The sequence below is a fragment of the Nocardiopsis alborubida genome (assembly GCF_012396365.1).
Lineage (GTDB): Bacteria > Actinomycetota > Actinomycetes > Streptosporangiales > Streptosporangiaceae > Nocardiopsis > Nocardiopsis alborubida.
Genome location: NZ_JAAXPG010000001.1, coordinates 432,797 through 451,213, shown reverse-complemented (window position 1 = coordinate 451,213; position 18,417 = coordinate 432,797). Strand labels below are relative to the sequence as shown.

The window sequence follows — 18,417 nt, the reverse complement described above, 5'->3', positions numbered from 1 at the left end:
CAGCGCGCGTGCGCGGGTCCCGCCCCGGTCGCCGCGAGGGCCCGGTTCGTTCCGATCCATGAGAGCGCACAGCACCCGTTGAGGGGGCGCTGCCGAAAAGAGCCACCAGCCTAACCCGCCCCGGGACCCTCGCCAAACCGGCCCGGGTCCCCGGCCGCGCCGCCGCCGGTACGCGACCGCCCGGAGGGGACGGGAACCGACGCGGGCGCGGGAGCGTCCGAGGAACCGGGAAAGGGCGGTACTCACATGCACCACGTTCAGGGCGACCTCGTACTACGGCCCGGCCTTCGGGCGGGATGGGCCAGGTTGGGTGTCGGGGTGGTGACCGGTGTGGTCATGACCGCCGGCATCGCGTTCCGCGTCGGCCCGGGAGCGGCCCTGGCCACGGGCGCCGCGTGGACCGTGCTGGTCGCGGTGGTGGCCGTGCACCTCCACCGCGCCAGGATCGTGCTGACCGCGCACGAGATCGTCCTCAAGGGGGCGTTCTTCCAGCGGCGCCGGTCACGGTCGCACGCCGTGTGGACGATCCGCGCGACCGTCGTCCAGCCGCGCGGGGGCCCCTGCGACACCCTGTTCGTCCTCGACGCACACGGCGGCGTGCTCGTCCGGGTGTACGGCGCCAACTACACGACCGAGGACATGGACCGGCTGGTGGGCGCGCTCGGGCTGCCGTGCAGCGGCCCGGAGGGGCCTGTCACCCCCAAGGAGCTCAGCCGGTTCCGCCCCGGTCTCGTGACGTGGTTCGAGCAGCACGCCTACCTGCTCGGAATGGCGTTCGCCGTCGTCCTGACCCTGGCCGTCGTGGCGGGCGTACTGATCGGCCTGGCCCTGACGGCGGGGTAGCCGCGGCGGGCGTTCGGCCCGGCCCGGCGCGGCGCCGGGCCGAACGCCCGTGTCGGGCCGGTCAGGTCTTGCGCAGCCGCACCCGGCTCACGCGGTGGTCGTCGCCCTTGTACAGGATCAGGGTGGCCCGTCCCCGGGTGGGACGGATGTTCTCCACGAGGTTGACCTCGTTGATGGTGCGCCAGGTGTTGGCGGCGAACTCCAGCGCCTCCTCCTCGCCGATGGCGGTGGCCATGTGGTGGAAGTAGGAGCGCGGGTCGGAGAACGCGGTGCGGCGCAGCTCGCGGAAGCGGTCGAGGTACCAGCCGCGGATGTTCTCGACCCTGGCGTCCACGTAGATGGAGAAGTCGAAGAAGTCGGCCACGGCCAGGCGTCCCACGGAGGGGGTCTGGAGGACGTTGATGCCCTCGACGATGAGGATGTCGGGTCGGTGCACGGTCTGGCGCTCGTCCGGCACGATGTCGTAGTTCAGGTGGGAGTAGACGGGGATGTCGATCCGGTCGGCCCCCGCCTTCATCTCCGACACGAAGCGCACCAGGGCGCGGCGGTCGTAGCTCTCGGGGAAGCCCTTGCGGCGCATCAGGCCGCGCGACTCCAGCACCGCGTTGGCGTGCAGGAAGTTGTCGGTGCTGACCAGTTCCACGTCCGGGTGGTTGGGCCACTGGGCGAGCAGGGAGCGCAGGAGGCGCGCCGTGGTGGACTTGCCCACCGCGACGCTGCCCGCGACGCCGATGATGAACGGCGACGGGCGGTCGGACTCGCCGAGGAAGGCGCGCACCGCGGCGTGCCGCTGCTGGGTCGCGCCCACGTAGAGGTTGAGCAGTCGCGACAGCGGCAGGTAGACGTCCCGCACGTCCTCGAGGGAGGTGGGGTCGGTGGTGCCGCGGAGCTCGGCGAGGTCCGCCTCGGTCAGGGAAAGGGGTGTGGAGGCCCGGAGCGCGGCCCAGGCCTCCCGGTCCATCTCCACGTACGGCGTGGAGAAGCCGTTCTTCGTCGCGTGAGACACGAATGACCACCCTAGAGCAGGGGGTCGACCGCACCGGGCGGCCGGTCCCCACAAGTCCCGCCACAGCGCCGGAAACGTGCCCGAAGCCACATGTTCACGACACGTACCCCCAAAATTTTGCCTCTCCTTCCCGGAGGGTGGAATCGGTTCCACTCGTTGCCCCCCCATGCCCCCGACCTGCGTGGTCTACTCCCCATGCACCAAATGGTCTATACCGTTACCTGCGAAAATGACCAGTGGTATGGGTGCCTGGTTGGTCGATTCGACCGGCTTCTTCGCTTACGCTGGCGGCCATGTGCGGAATCGTTGGCTACGTCGGGCCGCAACCGGCGCTTGAGGTTGTCGTGGACGGCCTAGCAAGGTTGGAGTACCGCGGATATGACTCCGCGGGTGTGGCTGTGCTGGGCGAGGGCGCCCTGCGCACCGAGAAGCGCGCGGGCAAGCTCGCGAACCTGCGCCGGGCGCTGGAGGAGCGGCCCGTCAGCGGCGACGGCGCCGGGATCGGGCACACGCGCTGGGCCACGCACGGAGCCCCGAACGACGTCAACGCCCACCCCCACGTGGACAACGACAACCGTGTCGCCATCGTCCACAACGGCATCATCGAGAACTTCGCCGCGCTGCGCCTGGAGCTGGAGGAGCAGGGCTGCAAGTTCCTCTCCGAGACCGACACCGAGGTCGCCGCGCACCTGCTCAACACCGAGCTGGCCCGGACCGACGGGCTCCCCTCCGCCATGCGCGCGGTGTGCAAACGCCTGGAGGGCGCGTTCACCCTCGTGGCCGTCTCCGTGGACGACCCCGACCTGGTCGTGGCCGCCCGCCGCAACTCGCCGCTGGTCGTCGGCCGCGGTGAGGGCGAGAACTTCCTGGCCAGTGACGTGGCGGCGTTCATCGCCCACACCCGCGAGGCGGTCGAGCTGGGCCAGGACCAGGTCGTGGAGCTGCGCGCGGACTCGGTCACGGTGACCGACTACGACGGCAACCCCGTCGACGTGCGCGAGTACCACGTGGACTGGGACGCCTCCGCCGCCGAGAAGGGCGGCTACGACTACTTCATGCTCAAGGAGATCGTCGAGCAGCCGCGCGCGGTGGCCGACACCCTCCTGGGCCGCGTGACGGCCGACGGCCAGCTCACCCTGGACGAGATGCGCCTGTCCCCCGAGGACCTGCGCTCGGTCGAGAAGATCGTCATCATCGCCTGCGGCACCTCCTACCACGCGGGTCTGATCGCCAAGTACGCCATCGAGCACTGGTGCCGCATCCCGTGCGAGGTCGAGGTGGCCAGCGAGTTCCGCTACCGGGACCCGATCCTGGACCAGCAGACCCTGGTCATCGCCATCTCCCAGTCCGGCGAGAGCATGGACACCCTGATGGCGGTCCGCTACGCCCGCGAGCAGCGCGCCCGGGTGCTGGCCATCTGCAACGTCAACGGGTCGACCATCCCGCGCGAGTCCGACGGTGTCCTGTACACGCACGCGGGCCCGGAGGTCGGCGTCGCCGCCACCAAGACCTTCCTCACCCAGCTGGCCGCCTGCTACCTGATCGGCCTGTACCTGGCCCAGGTGCGCGGGCTGAAGTTCGGCGACGAGATCAACACCGTGATCGCCCAGCTGGCCACCATGCCCGAGCAGGTCGAGCGGGTCCTGGAGACGGCCGAGCCGGTCCGCGAGCTGGCCCGGTCGCTGTCGGACGCCGACACGGTGCTGTTCCTGGGCCGTCACGTGGGCTACCCCGTGGCGATGGAGGGCGCGCTCAAGCTCAAGGAGCTGGCGTACATGCACGCCGAGGCGTTCGCCGCCGGTGAGCTCAAGCACGGGTCGATCGCGCTGATCGAGGACGGTGTGCCGGTCGTCGTGGTGGTGCCCTCCCCCAAGGGCCGCAGCGTGCTGCACGACAAGATCGTGTCCAACATCCAGGAGGTGCGCGCCCGCGGCGCCCGCACCATCGTCATCGCCGAGGAGGGCGACGAGGCGGTCCGCCCGTACGCGGACGTGCTCATCCCCATCCCGGCCGTGCCGACCCTGCTCCAGCCGCTCGTGTCCACGATCCCCATGCAGGTGTTCGCCTGCGAGCTGGCCCTGGCCAAGGGCAACGACGTGGACCAGCCGCGCAACCTGGCCAAGAGCGTGACGGTCGAGTAGAAGGACCGGGGAGGGGGCGTGTCCGGCGCACGGCGCCGGGCGCGCCCCCTCCTGTGTCCGGGGCCGGCCCGCGGCCGGGGTCGGTTTCCGTGTGCGGGTGCGGCGCGGGGCCGCGCCGGGTGCGCGAACGGGTCCGCTCCCCCTCGTGGGAACGCTCCCGTCAGCGCGGGGCGCCGCGTCCGGATCCGTCGTGGGCGGAACGGGCGGCGGAGACGTCGGGATGGGTCGGCAGGACCGCGCTCAGCGCCAGGACGTCGAGGATGCGGGTCAGCTGGCGGGGCGGGCAGGCCAGGAGGAGGTGGTGCCGGGCCCCCGCCGCGAAGCGCAGGGCGCGCACGAGGGCGTTGACGCCCGAGGCGTCGATGAACTCCACCGCGGACAGGTCCACCACCACGCAGCCGTCCGCGGCGGCGGCCGTGATCCGGGTGAACGCCTCCTCCGCGGTGGCGATGTCGATCTCGCCGCCCAGCTCGACGACGGTGGTCCCGTCACAGACGAACTGGTCCTGTTCCGTGTCCAGCACGGTCACGCCTCGCTCCGGGGATCGGGTGTAGGGAACTCTGCTCAGGACGCGGTCGGCCAAATGCCGACATGCGTTGACAGCCTACTCTTCCCGGGCGGTCCGTCCGGTGCCGTCCACAGCCCCCGGTGCCCTTTCCCGGAATCCCTCAGGGGCGTGCGTCAGCCCTCACCACCGCATATCGCCCACACGATTTTTCCGCGGCCGCTGACCGGTTCCCAGCCCCATTCACGGCTGAAAGCGGAGACGAGGCCGAGCCCCCGGCCCGACTCGGCGAAATGGTGGGCGTCCACCCTGACCGGGGCTTTTTCGCTGGAATCGGCGACCATGCACACCACACCGCCCCGCCCGCCGTCGAGGCGGCGCAGCTGGACCACGACGCGGCCGCGCGGGCGTCCGACCTCGGGGAGGGCGTGCCGACAGGAGTTGCCCACGAGTTCGGAGACGATCAGCCGGACGTCCTCGACCTCCTCGGAGAACCCCCACTCCTCCAGGGCCCCGGAGGCGAACTCGCGCGCCCGCCGCACCGACTCCGGCGAGGCCGCGAACGCGCCCGCCGCCGCGTCCCTCGTCCGCGCGCGCTCGCCGACCGGGAGACGGCCCAGCGGGTCGTCCCACCAGCCGCCCAGGAGTGCCTGGGAGGCCACCGCGAGGGAGGGGCGGCTCCAGGAGGGCTCGGAGTCGGTCTCCGAGGACACCAGCTCTGCGTTCATCAAGGTCCTCACGAGTGCGCTGTCGGTTGACCCGGTCCGAGGGGCCATCGTGGCTTACATCTGTAAGACACAGATGCACGTGCAGCTCAACGTCCGGCCTAGAGTATAGGACGAAGCACCCTTATTGGTAGATCCCTTGCGCAGAATTCACAGACGGGCATGCGTGTTTACATCAGACCCGTAAGGGGCTCATAGGTCCCACCCCAATCCCCGCTCACCTCTGTCCGTAACAGGGCCCCGTGGGTATACTGAGCGGTCGCCCGCACCAAAGCCGCTACAGCCGTTGCACAGGAGGCGATGTGGTCGCCGAAGAGGCACAGAATATGCAGGTCACCCAGGATTTCCTGGCCAATTCCAGCGGTGGCCCCACCGTGCTGCGCATTCTCCTGGGAACGCAGCTGCGGCGGCTGCGCCAGGAGAAGGGGATTTCGCGGCACGACGCCGGGTACGCCATCCGCGCCTCCCACGCCAAGATCAGCCGCATGGAGCTCGGCCAGGTCAGCTTCAAGCGCCGCGACGTGGACGACCTGCTCAAGCTCTACGGCGTGGAGCAGGCGGACCAGCGCGAGGCCCTCCTCGGGCTGGTCTCCAGCGCCAACGCCCAGGGCTGGTGGCACAAGTACGGCGACGTGCTGCCGAACTGGTTCGGTGTCTACGTCGGCCTGGAGGAGGCCGCGTCGGTCATCCGCACCTTCGAGGTCCAGTTCGTCCCGGGCCTGCTCCAGAGCGAGGACTACGCGCGCTCGGTCATCCGCCTGTCCCGGACCGCCACGTCGGAGGAGGACGTCGACAGCCGGGTGCGGATGCGCATGCGCCGCCAGCGCAGATTCGTCGAACCCGAGGCGCCCAGACTGTGGGCGGTCATCGACGAGGCCGTACTGCACCGCCCCTACGGCGGCACCGAGGTGATGCGCGGGCAGATCGAGCACCTGGTCGAGATGGCCCGCCGCCCCAACATCACCCTCCAGATCGCCACCTTCGCCATGGGCGGCCACCCCGCCGCTGGCGGCCCGTTCAGCATCCTGCGCTTCCCCACCCCCCAACTGCCCGACGTGGTCTACCTGGAGCAGTTGAGCAGCGCCCTGTACTTCGACAAGTACGACGACACCCACCGCTACGCGCAGACGATGGACCACCTCGCCACCCAGGCGCCGCCGCCCTCCGCCACGGAGGAGATCCTCCTCGGCTTCCTGGAGCGCTACTCCTGACCGCCGTCCCCGCCCACCGGTTCCCGAGCCCCTGACCGGGGTACCCGCCTCGGGACGCCCTCCCCCTCGTCCCCGCCGCCAGGCCCCACCACCGGACCCCGCTCCCGGGAGCCTCCTCCACCCCACCGTTCGCCTCCCCCACCGCCTTCCCACACCTGGTCGCTCTCCGCGCCCAGGTGTTCGCTTTTCGCACACGAAACCGGCCCCCGGCTGGCCGCCTTCGGCCACGACCGGACAACGATCCTCGGGGACCGGACCCCCGGCATTCCCGCCGCGTTGGGCGTGACGTGCGGTTCCGCCCCCGAACCGCCCGACGTGCTTGCATAAGTACTTACTGCCGTAAGTACGAATGCACGTGCATAAGCTACGCTTTGGCTCGCACCGGGGATGAAACAGCCCAACGGGGGACAGGGCCACCCATGCCCGGGGGTCGACTTCCCGGCGGGGCCCCGGTGGTTCGACACGACGGGCGCGGCGGACTGGACCGCCGCGTGTGGACACACCCCGCTCACGCGTCCCCCACGTTCCAGGAGGTTGAGATGCATCCGTTCTACAACGGCGTTCCCGCCAGCCGGCTGCCGAAGGTCGTCTGGACCAAGAGCAGCTGGAGCAATCCGGACGGGAACTGTGTCGAGGTCGCCACGCTTCCGGACGGGGACATCGCCGTGCGCAACTCGCGCGACCCCCAGGGGCCGGCGCTCGTCTACACCCCCGCCGAGATCGAGGCCTTCGTGCGCGGCGCCAAGACCGGCGACTTCGACGCCCTCCTGCGCTGACCAGGACCCCCAACCCTCAGACCACCCAGGAAAGGGTCCGCGTCGAGGGTCGCCGTGACCACCCGAACCCGTCCGGCGACCCGCACTCCGTCCACGGCGCGGACGCGAGCGGAGCCCGGCACCACCGCGGTGCCGGGCTCCGTCTGTGTCCGGGGACGCGCGCGGCGGACGGGACCCGCCCCAGGGACGCTCCAAACCCCCTGGGACGGGACCGCCGTCCGCCTCGTCCCGAGCGCACTCGGGATCGGACGCGCGGCTCCGGACCGCTCTACAGGCGGGTGGGGTCGACCAGACCGCCGGGCGCGCCGACCGGCGGCTGCTCCCACGGCAGGTGGGTGGCGCCCAGGGCGGGCTTGAGGTCGAACAGCCACGCGGCCTTCTCGTCGTACTCGGCGAAGAAGGGCCTGCCGACCAGCTCGGGGTCACGCGCCTGGATGAAGTGGAGGACGAAGACCTTCTGGCCCGCCACCTCCGTGACACCGTCCACGCACACCTTGCCCGGGGTCGCCGACATCGACGGGCCGCGCACCGTGCGGGCCAGGCCCGAGACCTTCTTGTAGGCGCCGCGGAAGATCTCGTAGGCCTCCGCGAGCGGCACCGCGAAGTAGTCCTGCGGACCCGTGTCGCGCTCGACGAACATGTAGTACGGGACCATGCCGTGCCGCAGGTGGGTGCGCCACATGCTCTCCCACACGGCGGAGTCGTCGTTGATCGTGCGGATCAGCGGCGCCTGCGTGCGGATGACGGCTCCGGTCGCGCGGATGCGGCGCACCGCCTCCTGCACGAGCTCGGGCCTCATCTCGTTGGGGTGGGAGAAGTGGGCCATGAACGCGAGGTTCTTGCCCGAGGCCACGACCTTCTCGAACAGGCGCAGGGTGTCGTCGGCGTCCGGGTCGGTGACGAAGCGCTGCGGCCAGTAGGCCAGCGCCTTCGTACCGATGCGGATGGCCTCCAGGTGCTCGATCTCCAGCAGCGGCTCGATGTACTTGGAGATGACCCCCTCGCCCATGATCATCGGGTCGCCCCCGGTGAACAGGACGCTGGTGACCTCGGGATGCGAGCGGACGTAGTCGACCAGCTGGTCGATCTCGCTGGAGGCGAACTTCAGGTCGGCGTCGCCGACGAACTGGGCCCAGCGGAAGCAGTACGTGCAGTACGCGTGACAGGTCTGCCCCTGCTTGGGGAAGAAGAGCACGGTCTCCTTGTACTTGTGCTGGACTCCGGGGATGGGCTCCTCGTTGGCCAGCTTGGGCACGTTGAGGTCCATCTGGCCCGCGGGGTGCGGGTTCAGGCGTGCGCGGATCTGGTTGGCGGCCTCGTTCAGCTCCTTGCGCTGGGCGCCAGAGCGCAGCAGGTCGGCGATCCGGGACACGTCGTCCTGGGGCAGCATGTCCGCCTGCGGGAAGACCAGGCGGTAGATCGGATCGTCGGGAGCCGCGTCCCAGTCGATCAGCTCGTCGACGACGTAGCTGTTGACCCGGAACGGCAGCACGGTGGCCACCGCCTGCACCGCGAGCCGCTCGTCGGCGGCGAGTCCGGCTCGCGTGGTGAGCTCGTCGAGGTGTTTCGTAGTGTAGGCACGAAACCGACGTCCGGCTGACGGGGACGTCGCCGCGTCTGGCGTAACGCTCACGCCTCTCCTCTCTGCGGGTGAGCAGGGCGCCCGACGGGTTGGTGCGGGCAGCCCTGACCCGGCGGTTCCGGTGTGCGGGCACACCAGCGGACCGCCGGAAGGTGTTCGATGTGGTTGTCGCGTGCCGCCGGAGGGTGATCACACCCCGGGGCAGCGAGCGGATATACCCCGTTTAGGGGCTTTTATCCATCATGCGGGAAGTTCAGGCCTGACCTGGACATACGGGAAGTATCCTCGCATGAGTACACGAAAGCGCCTGACGACGCCGCCCCTGCGCGACCCGATACCGTGTCACCGCGTCCGCCCACCACACCCGTGAGGGAACAGTTGACTGGTACACCCGACGCGGAGGCGTCCGTCGCGCGGCGCCCGTCCCCGCCGATCATCGCCGTGGACGCGATGGGCGGGGACAACGCGCCCGCCGAGATCGTGCGGGGCGCCGTGATGGCCGTCCGCGAACTCGGCCTGCGCGTCCTGCTCGTGGGGCGGCGGAGCGAGATCGCCGCGCTGCTCGCCGAGGAGGGCGCGCTGCGCGACATCCCCATCGTGCACGCCGAGGACAACCTGGCCATGCACGAGGGCGCCCTGGCCAGCTGGCGTCGGCCCCGCTCCAGCGCCGCCGTCTCCTGCCGCCTGATCCGCCGGGGCGACGCCGACGCCCTGGTCTCGGCCGGGTCCACCGGCGGGATCGTGGCGACCTCCACCGTGCGGCTGCGCACCCAGCCCGGGGTGCTGCGCCCGGCGCTGGCTGTGACCCTTCCCACCGGCGAGACGCCCACGATCATGGTGGACGCCGGGGCCAACGCCGACGCCAAGCCCGAGATGCTGGTGCAGTTCGCACACCTGGGCTGCGCGTACGCCCAGACCGCGTTCGGGGTGCGCAGGCCCAGGGTGGGGGTGCTCACCATCGGCTCGGAGCCGGGCAAGGGCAACAAGCTCGTGCGCAGGGCGACGGAGCTGCTGGCGGCCACCGCGGAGGGGCCCCCGGCGATGGACTTCCGGGGCAACATCGAGGGCCACGACCTGCTGGCGCGCAAGGTGGACGTGGTGGTGACCGACGGCCACACCGGCAACGTCGCGCTGAAGTCGGTGGAGGGCACGGCCGCGTTCGCGATGGAGGCCGTGCACGCGGCGCTGACCTCCTCGACCGCGGCCAAGGCGGGCGCGCTGTTGCAGCGCAGGGCTCTGCGGAGCCTGCGCGAGCGTCTGGACAGCGAGACCTACGGCGGCGCCGCGCTGCTGGGCCTGAACGGGACCGTGGTGATCGCGCACGGCGACAGCCGGGCCAAGGGCGTGGCCCGCGCCTGCCAGCTGGCCAACGACCTGTCGGGCGGCCGCATCGGGGAGCAGATCCGCCGCCGGGTGCACAGCCGTCCGCCGAACTGGCTGCACCGCCTGGCCCAGTCCGAGGCGCCGGGGCAGCGGGGCGGCGAGCAGACCGAGGAGCGCTGACGGGCGGGTCCCCTGGCGAGGGGACGGCCCTCGGACGGGACGCCCCGGCCCGCACGGGCCGGGAGAGGCGGCTCCGGTCGGTACGCTTGGGGCATGGCCGACCCGCAGGAAGTACTCTCGCGACGGGTCCAGTCCGCCCTCGGCGCCGCCTTCGGCCCCGAGTTCGCCGACACCGACCCCGTCATCCGCCCGTCCCAGTTCGCCGACTACCAGGCGAACGCCGCGCTCGCGCTCGCCAAGCGACTGGGCCGAAAGCCGCGTGAGGTGTCCGCGGCGATCATGGAGCACCTGGACGTGGCCGACGTCTGCCGCGACGTCGAGGTCAGCGGGCCGGGCTTCATCAACCTGACGCTGCGCGAGGACTGGATCGCCGAGCAGACCCGCCGGCTCCTGGACGACCCGCGGCTGGGGGTTCCCGAGCAGGAGCGCCAGAACATCCCGCTGGACTACTCCGCGCCCAACGTGGCCAAGGAGATGCACGTCGGGCACCTGCGCACCACCGTGGTCGGCGACGCGCTCGCGCGCTCCCTGGAGTTCCTGGGCCACAACGTCATCCGCCAGAACCACATCGGCGACTGGGGCACCCCCTTCGGCATGCTCATCGAGCACCTGCTGGAGGTGGGCGAGGACTCCCCCGAGGCGGACCTGGTCACCACCGACCCCAACGCCTTCTACCAGGCGGCCCGGACCAAGTTCGACGCGTCGGGCCCCGGCTCCGACGACTTCGCCGCGCGCGCCCGCCGCCGCGTGGTCTCCCTCCAGAGCGGCGACGAGGAGACGCTGCGCCTGTGGCGCAAGCTCGTCGGCCTCTCCAAGGTCTACTTCAACAAGGTGTACGCCAAGCTCGGCGTGACCCTCACCGACGAGGACCTCGCCGGTGAGAGCAGCTACAACGCCGCGCTCGCCGACGTGTGCGAGGAGCTGGAGGCCAAGGGCATCGCCGAGGTCAGCGACGGCGCCCTGTGCGTGTTCCTGGAGGGCTTCACCGGCCGCGAGGACAAGCCCGTCCCGCTGATCGTGCGCAAGAGCGACGGCGGCTACGGCTACGCCACCACCGACCTGGCCACCGTCCGCCACCGCGTGGACGACCTCAAGGCCGACCGCATCCTGTACGTGGTCGGCGCCCCGCAGGCCATGCACTTCAAGATGGTGTGGGCCGCCGCCCGCGAGGCCGGGTGGCTGCCCGAGGGCGTCGAGACCGTCCACGTGCAGATCGGCAACGTGCTGGGCAGCGACGGCAAGATCCTGCGCACGCGCAGCGGCGCGCCGGTGCGCCTCATGGCGCTGCTGGACGAGGCTGTCGAGCGCGCCGCGGCGGTGGTCGCGCAGAACCGCCCCGACCTGGACGCCCGGGACCAGGCCGAGATCGCCCGCCAGGTCGGCATCGGCGCGGTCAAGTACGCCGACCTGTCGGTCGCGCACGACACCGAGTACACCTTCGACTTCGACCGGATGCTGGCCCTGACCGGCAACACCGGCCCCTACCTCCAGTACGCCCAGGCCCGGATCCGCTCCATCTTCCGCAAGGGCGGCCTGGAGCTGTCGCAGGCCAGGGGGGACATCAGCGTCTCCGAGGGCGCCGAGCGCGACCTGGCGCTCAAGCTGCTGGAGTTCGGCGCGGTGGTGGCGCAGGTCGGCGACCTGCTCCAGCCGCACCGGCTGTCCACGTACCTGTTCGAGCTGGCGCAGTCCCTGACGGCCTTCTACGAGCACTGCCCGGTGCTGACCGCCCGGAGCGAGGCCGAGCGCGAGTCGCGCCTGGCGCTGGTCGCGGTGGCGTTCCGGGTCCTGGTCCAGGGCCTGGACCTGCTGGGCGTGGAGGCTCCCGAGCACATGTAGCGGCGCGGACGCGGGTCCACCGGACGCGCGCGTGGAGGAGGCCGGGGCGGCGGCGCCCCGGCCTCCTTCGCGTGCGCGCCGGTACCCGTGCGTGTGCGGGCCTTCGCGCACCGTGCCCACCCGGCGTCGCGCTGCTGACCGGTTCCGGCCGCCCAGAACCCTCCGGGAGATCTCACACGGGGCGAACCGCCTCGCCAGGAGCGGTTCCCGCGCGTGCGCGGCCACCGAGTCGAAGATCTCGCCTGCGGCCGGTCCGGAACTTCGTTCTCCGACAGGACGTCAGACCTAAGGTATGTGGACAAAAGCCATAGATGGGACAAAAGGGAGAAAACGGTTATGACAACAGCCCCCGCGGAGATCGGTCCCAGACCCGGCACCTGGTACCTCGACCCCCTGCACTCCAGCCTGATCTTCGTCGCCCACTACCTGCGCTTCGGCCGGGTCCAGGGCACGTTCGGCCAGGCATGGGGCCGCGTCGCCGTCGCGGAGGAGCCCGAACGGTCCGCGGTGGAGGTCGTCCTCGACGCCGCCAGCGTCAACACCGGCGTGGGCGCGCGCGACGCCCACCTGCGCTCCCCCGACTTCCTGGACGTGGACCACCACCCCGAGCTGCGCTTCGTCTCCACCGGGCTGGAGCCGAGCCGACGCAACCGCCACGCCTTTCGCCTGTACGGCGACCTGACCATCCACGGCACGACCGTGCCCACCGTGCTGGACGCCCAGTGGGTGGGCGAGGCCCCGGACTACGCGTCCCCCGAGGACACCCACGGCCACTTCTTCTCCGCCACCACCCGGATCCGCCTCTCGGACTTCGGCGTGGGCGACGGCGGGCCGGTGCCCTGGGGAGGCCGCATGGTCGGCGACACGGTCGACATCGTGCTGGAGGTGCGCCTCCAGGACCAGGACCCCGCCCCCTTCCTCAGGCAGATCGGGCACACGCCCTGAGGAGCGTGTGCCCGAACGCGCGGGGCCCCGCGGGAGCCGGGGCGGGGGCGCGGCGGTCTCAGCCGCCGAGCAGCGCCTCGACCTCGTCCCGGGAGGCCATCGACGAACTGGCGCCGTGCCGCTGGACCGAGAGCGCGGCCGCCGCGGCGGCGAACCGCATGGCCTCCTCGGGCGTGCGGCCCTCCGCACGGGCGACCGCGAACGACCCGCAGAAGACGTCCCCGGCCGCCGTGGTGTCCACCGCCTCCACCCGGAGCGCGGGAACGTGCACCGGCTCGGCCCCCCTGCGACCGTGGAGCGAGCCGTCCTCGCCCAGGGTCAGCAGCACCTCCGGAACCAGTTCCAACAGCGCCGTCAGCGCCTCGCGCGGATCGGCACGGCCGGTGATCGCGGCCGCCTCGTGTTGGTTGGGCACCAGGACGTCCACCGACTCCAGGAGTTCGGCGGGCAGCTCGCGCGCGGGAGCGGGGGTCAGGTAGACCGGGACGCCCAGCTCGCGGCCGGTGCGCGCGGCCGAGACCGCCGCCTCCACGGGCAGTTCGAGCTGGAGCAGCAGGGCCGCGCTACCTCCGATGATCCCGGGGTCGCCCGCGGCCACGCCGGTGACCTCGCCGTTGGCCCCGGGCACGACGATGATCGAGTTGCCGCCCCCGCCGTCCACGACGATGTGCGCCACCCCCGAGGCCCCGGGCACCGTGCGCAGCCCGGACACGTCGACGCCGCTGCCGACGAGGTTGGCGCGCAGGTCCTCCCCGAAGGAGTCCTCGCCCACCGCGCCGAGGAAGGCGACGTCGGCCCCGGCCCTGGCCGCGGCCACGGCCTGGTTGGCGCCCTTCCCGCCGGGCACCTGGCGAAAGGCCGTGCCGGTGACCGTCTCACCGCTGGCGGGTACCTGCTCGACGTAGGCGACCAGGTCCATGTTGACGCTGCCGAAGACCGCCACACGCGGCGCCGCGGCGCTCACTTGGCCGCCTCCCCGGCCACGGCCTCGCCGCTGTCGCCGTCCAGCCCCACGATGACCGGGGCGTGGTCGGAGGCGCCCTTGCCCTTGCGCTCCTCCCGGTCGATGCTCGCGCCGCTGACGCGGTCGCGCAGCGCCGGGGAGGCGAGCACGAAGTCGATGCGCATGCCCCTGCGCTTGGGGAAGGCCAGGCCCTTGTAGTCCCAGTAGGTGTACACGCCGGGGCCGGGGGTGTGGGCGCGCACGACCTCGTCGAACCCGGCGCCGACCAGCTTGTCGAAGGCCATGCGCTCGGGCTCGGTGACGTGGGTGCTGCCCTCGAAGGCGGCCATGTCCCACACGTCCTCGTCGCGGGGGGCGATGTTGAAGTCGCCGACGTAGGCGATCTGGGCGTCGGGGTCGGCGGCCAGGCTGGCGGTTCCCGCCTCGCGCAGCGCCTCCAGCCAGCGCAGCTTGTAGGCGTAGTGGGGGTGGTCGACCTCCCGCCCGTTGGGCACGTACAGGCTCCACACCTGTACGCCCGCGCAGGTGGCGCCGATGGCGCGGGCCTCGGCCTCCTCGGGGTCGCCGTAGCCGGGCTGGCCGGGGAAGCCGATCCGCACGTCCTCCAGGCCGACGCGGGAGGCGATCGCGACCCCGTTCCACTGGGACAGGCCGTGGTGGGCCACCTCGTAGCCGCGGTCGGTGAGGACCGAGGCGGGGAACTGGTCGTCCCGGGCCTTGGTCTCCTGGATGGCGAGGACGTCGACGTCGCTCCGGTCCAGCCAGGCGCCGATCCGCTCGGCCCTGGCCCGGGCACTGTTCACATTCCATGTCGCGATACGCACAGCAGAAGGCTAGGCCATGGCGGTGACGGGACCGGCCCCGCCGGGAGCCGGTCCCGCGTGTCCGTCAGGGGTGGGAGGCCAGCACCCCGCCCATCGCCTTCGCGAAGGCCATCGCCTCCAGGTCGTGGCGGTACATGACCCACACCGCGTACCCGGTCCAGCCGGGGGCGCCGAACAGTTCGTAGTCCGCCTGGGCCAGCAGCACGCACTCCCCTCCGTCCCGCTCGTGGTCCGACGGGGTCTGGACGAAGGGCGGGTCCTGCGGCGAGTAGGCGTATCGGACCTGTGGACAACGGGAGCGCGGGACCCCCGCCGGGAAGAACGCGAAGAAGGGACCGTCCGTGCCCCGCTCCTCGGGGGCGCGGGGCACGGAAGCGGTCGTGGCCCCGGTGCGGCCGTCCTCCGCACCGGGGCGTGCGCGACTCCCGGCACATGCCCGGTCGTTCCTGTCGCGTTCTGTTGGACGGCTTTCCACCCCCGGAGGTTCGCATTGGGCCAAAGGTTTTTCGACGCCCGCCACCGGTCCGGCGCGCGGTGTCCGCGCGTGGGAGCGACACCGGCGGGTAGTCCTGTGATGCAGAGCACATGCCACTGTCCCTCGGTGAGGAGCGCGCATGCCAGCGGACGGACCCAGCACCACCCCGCCCCCGAGGTCGACGAGCGCCGTGCCCGCGCCGTGGCGGAGCAGGCCCGTGAGAGCGGCTGGCAGCGGCCCGGCTTCGCCAAGGAGCTGTACCTGGGACGGCTGCGCCTGGACCTGATCCACCCCCTGACCGGCCCGGACGAGGAGGCGCGGCTCCGGGGCGAGGCCTTCCTGGCGGACCTGCGCGGTTTCTGCGAGGGCATCGACTCCCAGCGCGTCGATCGCCACCCTCTTCACGGGCCGGTGGTCCAACACCGACACCGTGGACGGCAAACTGTCCCGGCGTCTGATGGACGACGCGTACACCTGGCTGGAGGAGGGCGTGGTCGATCCCTCCCTGCCCGGGCCGCTGATCGCGCCGACCGTCCCGGGACCGTCGAAGGAAGACAACCAGCACCGGCGCATGGGCTGAGCCCCGGGAGGGCGGACTGTCGGCGGTCGGGGTTACGGTGGCGCAATGGCAGAACCGCACCCCCGCCGCGACGCGGAACTCTCCCTCTCCCAGGCGCGCAGGATCGCACTCGCCGCCCAGGGGTTCAGCGACCCCAGGCCCGCCGGAAAGCCGACCCTCGCCCACCTGGCGCGGGTGGTGCGCAGGGTGGGCATCCTCCAGATCGACAGCGTGAACGTGCTGGCCCGCAGCCAGTACCTGCCGGTCTTCGCGCGCATGGGCGCCTACGGCACCGCCCTGCTGGACCGGGCGACCACCTCCGCGGCCGGGTCGGGGCCCGCCCGGCTGGTGGAGTGCTGGGCGCACGAGGCCAGTCTGGTGCCGCCCTCCACCCGCCAGCTCATGCGCTACCGGATGGAGCGCAACCGCGCCCAGAAGCGGGTGGGGTGGATGGACCGCATCCGGGAGGAGAAGCCCGGACTGGTCAAGGCGGTGCTGGAGGAGGTGGTGCGGCTCGGCCCGGCCAGCGCCCGGCAGGTGGAGGCGGCGCTGGCGCACGACGTGCCGCGCACCAAGGACCACTGGGGCTGGAACTGGTCCGAGGTCAAGAGGTGCCTGGAGTACCTGTTCTGGATCGGCGACCTGTCCTCCAACGGGCGCAACGCGCAGTTCGAGCGGCTCTACGACCTGCCCGAGCGGGTGCTGCCGCCGGAGGTGTACGCGGCGCCGGAGACCACCCCGGAGGAGGCGCACCGGGAACTGGTGTCGATCGCCGCCCGCGCCCACGGGGTGGCCACCGAGGCCTGCCTGCGCGACTACTTCCGCCTGAAGCACACCGAGTCCCGGGCGGCCGTCTCCGACCTGGTCGAGGCGGGCGAGCTGGTGCCGGTGCGGGTGCGGGGCTGGGACCGCACGGCCTACCTGCACCGGGACGCCCGGGTGCCGCGGAGCGTGCGGGCGCGGGCTCTGCTGAGCCCGTTCGACTCGCTGGTGTGGACGCGCGACCGGGCGGAGGAGCTGTTCGGGTTCCGGTACCGGTTGGAGATCTACGTGCCCGCCGCCAAGCGGGTGCACGGCTACTACGTGCTGCCCTTCCTGCTGGGCGAGGACCTCGTGGCGCGTGTGGACCTCAAGGCGGACCGCGCCTCGGGGACCCTGCTGGCGCAGCGGATCACCCTGGAGGACGGCGCCCCCGCCGAGACGGTGCCCGAACTGGTCGAACAGCTGACCGAGATGGCCGCCTGGCTGGGCCTGTCCAACGGCGTCGGCGGCCCGGCCCTGCGCTAGACGCCGTCATCACCCTGGTTCGGGAAAGAGGCCTGTGTGCTCGCGAGCACACAGGCCTCCAGCCGAGGAAGCTCAGACCCGCTCGATGATGGTGACGTTGGCCTGGCCGCCGCCCTCGCACATGGTCTGGAGGCCGTAGCGGCCACCGGTGCGGTGCAGCTCGCCGACCAGCTTGGCCAGGAGCACGGTGCCGGTGGCGCCCAGGGGGTGGCCCAGCGCGATGGCACCGCCGTTGGGGTTGACCTTGGCCGGGTCGGCGCCCAGCTCCTGGATCCAGGACATCGGCACCGGGGCGAAGGCCTCGTTGATCTCGGTGACGTCGATGTCGTCGATGCCCAGGCCAGCCTTCTCCAGGGCGATCCGGGTCGCCGGGATGGGCGCGGTGAGCATGTACACGGGGTCGTCGCCCACGAGCGAGAGCTGCACGATCCGGGCCAGCGGGGTCAGGCCGTGCTGCTCGACCGCGCGCTCGGAGGCGATCATGACCGCGCCCGCGCCGACGGAGATCTGGCTGGCCACGGCGGCGGTGAGCTCCCAGCCCTCGCGCAGCGGCTTCAGGCCCGCCATCTTCTCCAGGGTGGTGTCGGGGCGCACGCCCTCGTCGCGCTCCACTCCGGCCAGGGGGGCGACCTGCTCGTCGAAGCGGCCCGCCTCCAGCGCCAGGGCCGCGCGCCGGTGGCTCTCCAAAGCGAACTCCTCCAGCTGCTCGCGCTTGAAGCCCCACTTCTCACACATGAGCTGGGCGCCGCGGAACTGTGAGATCTCCTGGAGGCCGTAGCGCTCGACCCAGCCGTCGCCGTACAGGCCGAGCCCGTTGTCGAGGGCGTACTGGACGTTGGCTCCCATGGGGACCATGCCCATGTTCTCCACGCCCGAGGCCACGACGAGGTCCTGGGTGCCGGACATGACGCCCTGGGCGGCGAAGTGGACGGCCTGCTGGGAGGAGCCGCACTGGCGGTCGATGGTGACGCCGGGGACGGACTCCGGCAGGCCCGCGGAGAGCCAGGCGGTGCGCGCGAGGTCGAGCGCCTGCGGTCCGACCTGACTGACACAGCCCATGATGACGTCCTCGACCGCGGCCGGGTCCACCCCGGTCCGGGAGACGAGTTCCCTGAGCACGTGCGCCCCCAGGTCCGCCGGGTGCACGGCGGCCAGGGCGCCCTTCCTGGTGCCGACGGGGGTGCGCACTGCGTCGACGATGTATGCCTCGGCCACGGGGTCCTCCAAGGGCC

General features: G+C 71.8%; 17 protein-coding genes and 1 pseudogene. 10 read left to right on the top strand and 8 right to left on the bottom strand.

The genetic code is table 11. The annotated features are described in order from the left end of the window. Positions 1-336 precede the first annotated feature (336 nt). Positions 337-843: a hypothetical protein gene (locus tag HGB44_RS02065; RefSeq protein WP_231972345.1), complete on the top strand. Its 507-nt coding sequence runs from the start codon at positions 337-339 to the stop codon at positions 841-843. 61 nt (positions 844-904) lie between these two features. On the opposite strand, the gene coaA is transcribed toward HGB44_RS02065, so the two are convergent. Next, the gene (gene coaA / locus HGB44_RS02060; RefSeq protein ID WP_061079412.1) at positions 905-1,810 is read right to left on the bottom strand and encodes a type I pantothenate kinase; all 906 of its coding nucleotides are present in this window, start codon (positions 1,808-1,810) and stop codon (positions 905-907) included. A gap of 332 nt (positions 1,811-2,142) precedes the next feature. On the opposite strand from coaA, the gene glmS reads away from it, so the two are divergent. Next, positions 2,143-3,990, top strand: coding sequence for a glutamine--fructose-6-phosphate transaminase (isomerizing) (glmS, locus tag HGB44_RS02055; protein WP_082768248.1), 1,848 nt, complete (start codon positions 2,143-2,145; stop codon positions 3,988-3,990). A 160-nt stretch (positions 3,991-4,150) separates the two neighbouring features. On the opposite strand, the gene HGB44_RS02050 is transcribed toward glmS, so the two are convergent. After that, positions 4,151-4,519 carry an STAS domain-containing protein gene (locus tag HGB44_RS02050; protein ID WP_061079414.1) on the bottom strand — a complete coding sequence of 123 codons (369 nt, stop codon included), beginning with the start codon at positions 4,517-4,519 and terminating at the stop codon, positions 4,151-4,153. Between the two features lie 152 nt (positions 4,520-4,671). Continuing rightward, positions 4,672-5,223, bottom strand: coding sequence for an ATP-binding protein (locus HGB44_RS02045; protein ID WP_061079415.1), 552 nt, complete (start codon positions 5,221-5,223; stop codon positions 4,672-4,674). 323 nt (positions 5,224-5,546) lie between these two features. Here HGB44_RS02045 and HGB44_RS02040 point away from each other — a divergent pair, with 323 nt between their 5' ends. Together HGB44_RS02040 and HGB44_RS02035 are read left to right on the top strand one after the other, a co-directional pair. After that, positions 5,547-6,431: a helix-turn-helix domain-containing protein gene (locus HGB44_RS02040; protein ID WP_061079416.1), complete on the top strand. Its 885-nt coding sequence runs from the start codon at positions 5,547-5,549 to the stop codon at positions 6,429-6,431. A 539-nt stretch (positions 6,432-6,970) separates the two neighbouring features. Then, positions 6,971-7,207 (top strand): DUF397 domain-containing protein, encoded by a 237-nt coding sequence (locus HGB44_RS02035; RefSeq protein WP_061079417.1) that lies wholly within the window; start codon positions 6,971-6,973, stop codon positions 7,205-7,207. A gap of 268 nt (positions 7,208-7,475) precedes the next feature. Here HGB44_RS02035 and HGB44_RS02030 read toward each other — a convergent pair whose 3' ends face one another. Continuing rightward, complete coding sequence (locus HGB44_RS02030; protein WP_082768249.1) at positions 7,476-8,840, bottom strand: KamA family radical SAM protein; 1,365 nt, start codon at positions 8,838-8,840, stop codon at positions 7,476-7,478. Positions 8,841-9,167: 327 nt separating this feature from the next. On the opposite strand from HGB44_RS02030, the gene plsX reads away from it, so the two are divergent. The 3 genes from plsX (at position 9,168) to HGB44_RS02015 (ending at position 13,076) form a co-directional block, all read left to right on the top strand. After that, entirely contained in the window at positions 9,168-10,292 is a 1,125-nt protein-coding gene (gene plsX, locus HGB44_RS02025) for a phosphate acyltransferase PlsX (protein WP_061079419.1), read from the top strand. Between the two features lie 93 nt (positions 10,293-10,385). Beyond that, positions 10,386-12,131, top strand: coding sequence for an arginine--tRNA ligase (gene argS / locus HGB44_RS02020; RefSeq protein WP_061079420.1), 1,746 nt, complete (start codon positions 10,386-10,388; stop codon positions 12,129-12,131). 336 nt (positions 12,132-12,467) lie between these two features. Continuing rightward, entirely contained in the window at positions 12,468-13,076 is a 609-nt protein-coding gene (locus HGB44_RS02015) for a YceI family protein (protein WP_061079421.1), read from the top strand. A 58-nt stretch (positions 13,077-13,134) separates the two neighbouring features. Here the strand turns inward: HGB44_RS02015 and HGB44_RS02010 are convergent, their stop codons facing one another. The 3 genes from HGB44_RS02010 to HGB44_RS02000 form a co-directional block, all read right to left on the bottom strand. Next, positions 13,135-14,040, bottom strand: a complete 906-nt coding sequence (locus tag HGB44_RS02010; RefSeq protein ID WP_061079422.1) for a ribokinase — start codon at positions 14,038-14,040, stop codon at positions 13,135-13,137. Continuing rightward, positions 14,037-14,864 carry an exodeoxyribonuclease III gene (locus HGB44_RS02005; protein WP_231972346.1) on the bottom strand — a complete coding sequence of 276 codons (828 nt, stop codon included), beginning with the start codon at positions 14,862-14,864 and terminating at the stop codon, positions 14,037-14,039. Before HGB44_RS02005 ends, HGB44_RS02010 begins: the two co-directional genes overlap by 4 nt. A 64-nt stretch (positions 14,865-14,928) precedes the next feature. Continuing rightward, complete coding sequence (locus HGB44_RS02000) at positions 14,929-15,234, bottom strand: hypothetical protein (RefSeq protein ID WP_061079424.1); 306 nt, start codon at positions 15,232-15,234, stop codon at positions 14,929-14,931. A 231-nt stretch (positions 15,235-15,465) separates the two neighbouring features. Here HGB44_RS02000 and HGB44_RS32810 point away from each other — a divergent pair. The 3 genes and pseudogenes from HGB44_RS32810 to HGB44_RS01990 all read left to right on the top strand — a co-directional run. Continuing rightward, positions 15,466-15,732 (top strand): annotated as a pseudogene (locus tag HGB44_RS32810) (acyl-CoA dehydrogenase family protein); the annotation flags it as partial. A gap of 37 nt (positions 15,733-15,769) precedes the next feature. Further along, entirely contained in the window at positions 15,770-15,919 is a 150-nt protein-coding gene (locus HGB44_RS32805) for a hypothetical protein (protein WP_168443882.1), read from the top strand. A gap of 45 nt (positions 15,920-15,964) precedes the next feature. Continuing rightward, complete coding sequence (locus tag HGB44_RS01990) at positions 15,965-17,185, top strand: winged helix-turn-helix domain-containing protein (RefSeq protein ID WP_061079425.1); 1,221 nt, start codon at positions 15,965-15,967, stop codon at positions 17,183-17,185. Positions 17,186-17,257: 72 nt separating this feature from the next. Here the strand turns inward: HGB44_RS01990 and HGB44_RS01985 are convergent, their stop codons facing one another. Continuing rightward, on the bottom strand, positions 17,258-18,400 hold the full coding sequence (locus HGB44_RS01985; RefSeq protein WP_061079479.1) for an acetyl-CoA C-acetyltransferase: 1,143 nt from the start codon (positions 18,398-18,400) through the stop codon (positions 17,258-17,260). Between the last annotated feature and the right edge of the window lie 17 nt (positions 18,401-18,417).

Coding starts and splice junctions, on each gene's coding strand:
- HGB44_RS02065 (WP_231972345.1), top strand. CDS start 337: ATGACCGCCGGCATCGCGTTCCGCGTCGGCCCGGGAGCGGCCCTGGCC.
- glmS (WP_082768248.1), top strand. CDS start 2,143: ATGTGCGGAATCGTTGGCTACGTCGGGCCGCAACCGGCGCTTGAGGTT.
- HGB44_RS02045 (WP_061079415.1), bottom strand. CDS start 5,223: ATGAACGCAGAGCTGGTGTCCTCGGAGACCGACTCCGAGCCCTCCTGG.
- HGB44_RS02040 (WP_061079416.1), top strand. CDS start 5,547: ATGCAGGTCACCCAGGATTTCCTGGCCAATTCCAGCGGTGGCCCCACC.
- HGB44_RS02035 (WP_061079417.1), top strand. CDS start 6,971: ATGCATCCGTTCTACAACGGCGTTCCCGCCAGCCGGCTGCCGAAGGTC.
- argS (WP_061079420.1), top strand. CDS start 10,386: ATGGCCGACCCGCAGGAAGTACTCTCGCGACGGGTCCAGTCCGCCCTC.
- HGB44_RS02015 (WP_061079421.1), top strand. CDS start 12,468: ATGACAACAGCCCCCGCGGAGATCGGTCCCAGACCCGGCACCTGGTAC.
- HGB44_RS01990 (WP_061079425.1), top strand. CDS start 15,965: ATGGCAGAACCGCACCCCCGCCGCGACGCGGAACTCTCCCTCTCCCAG.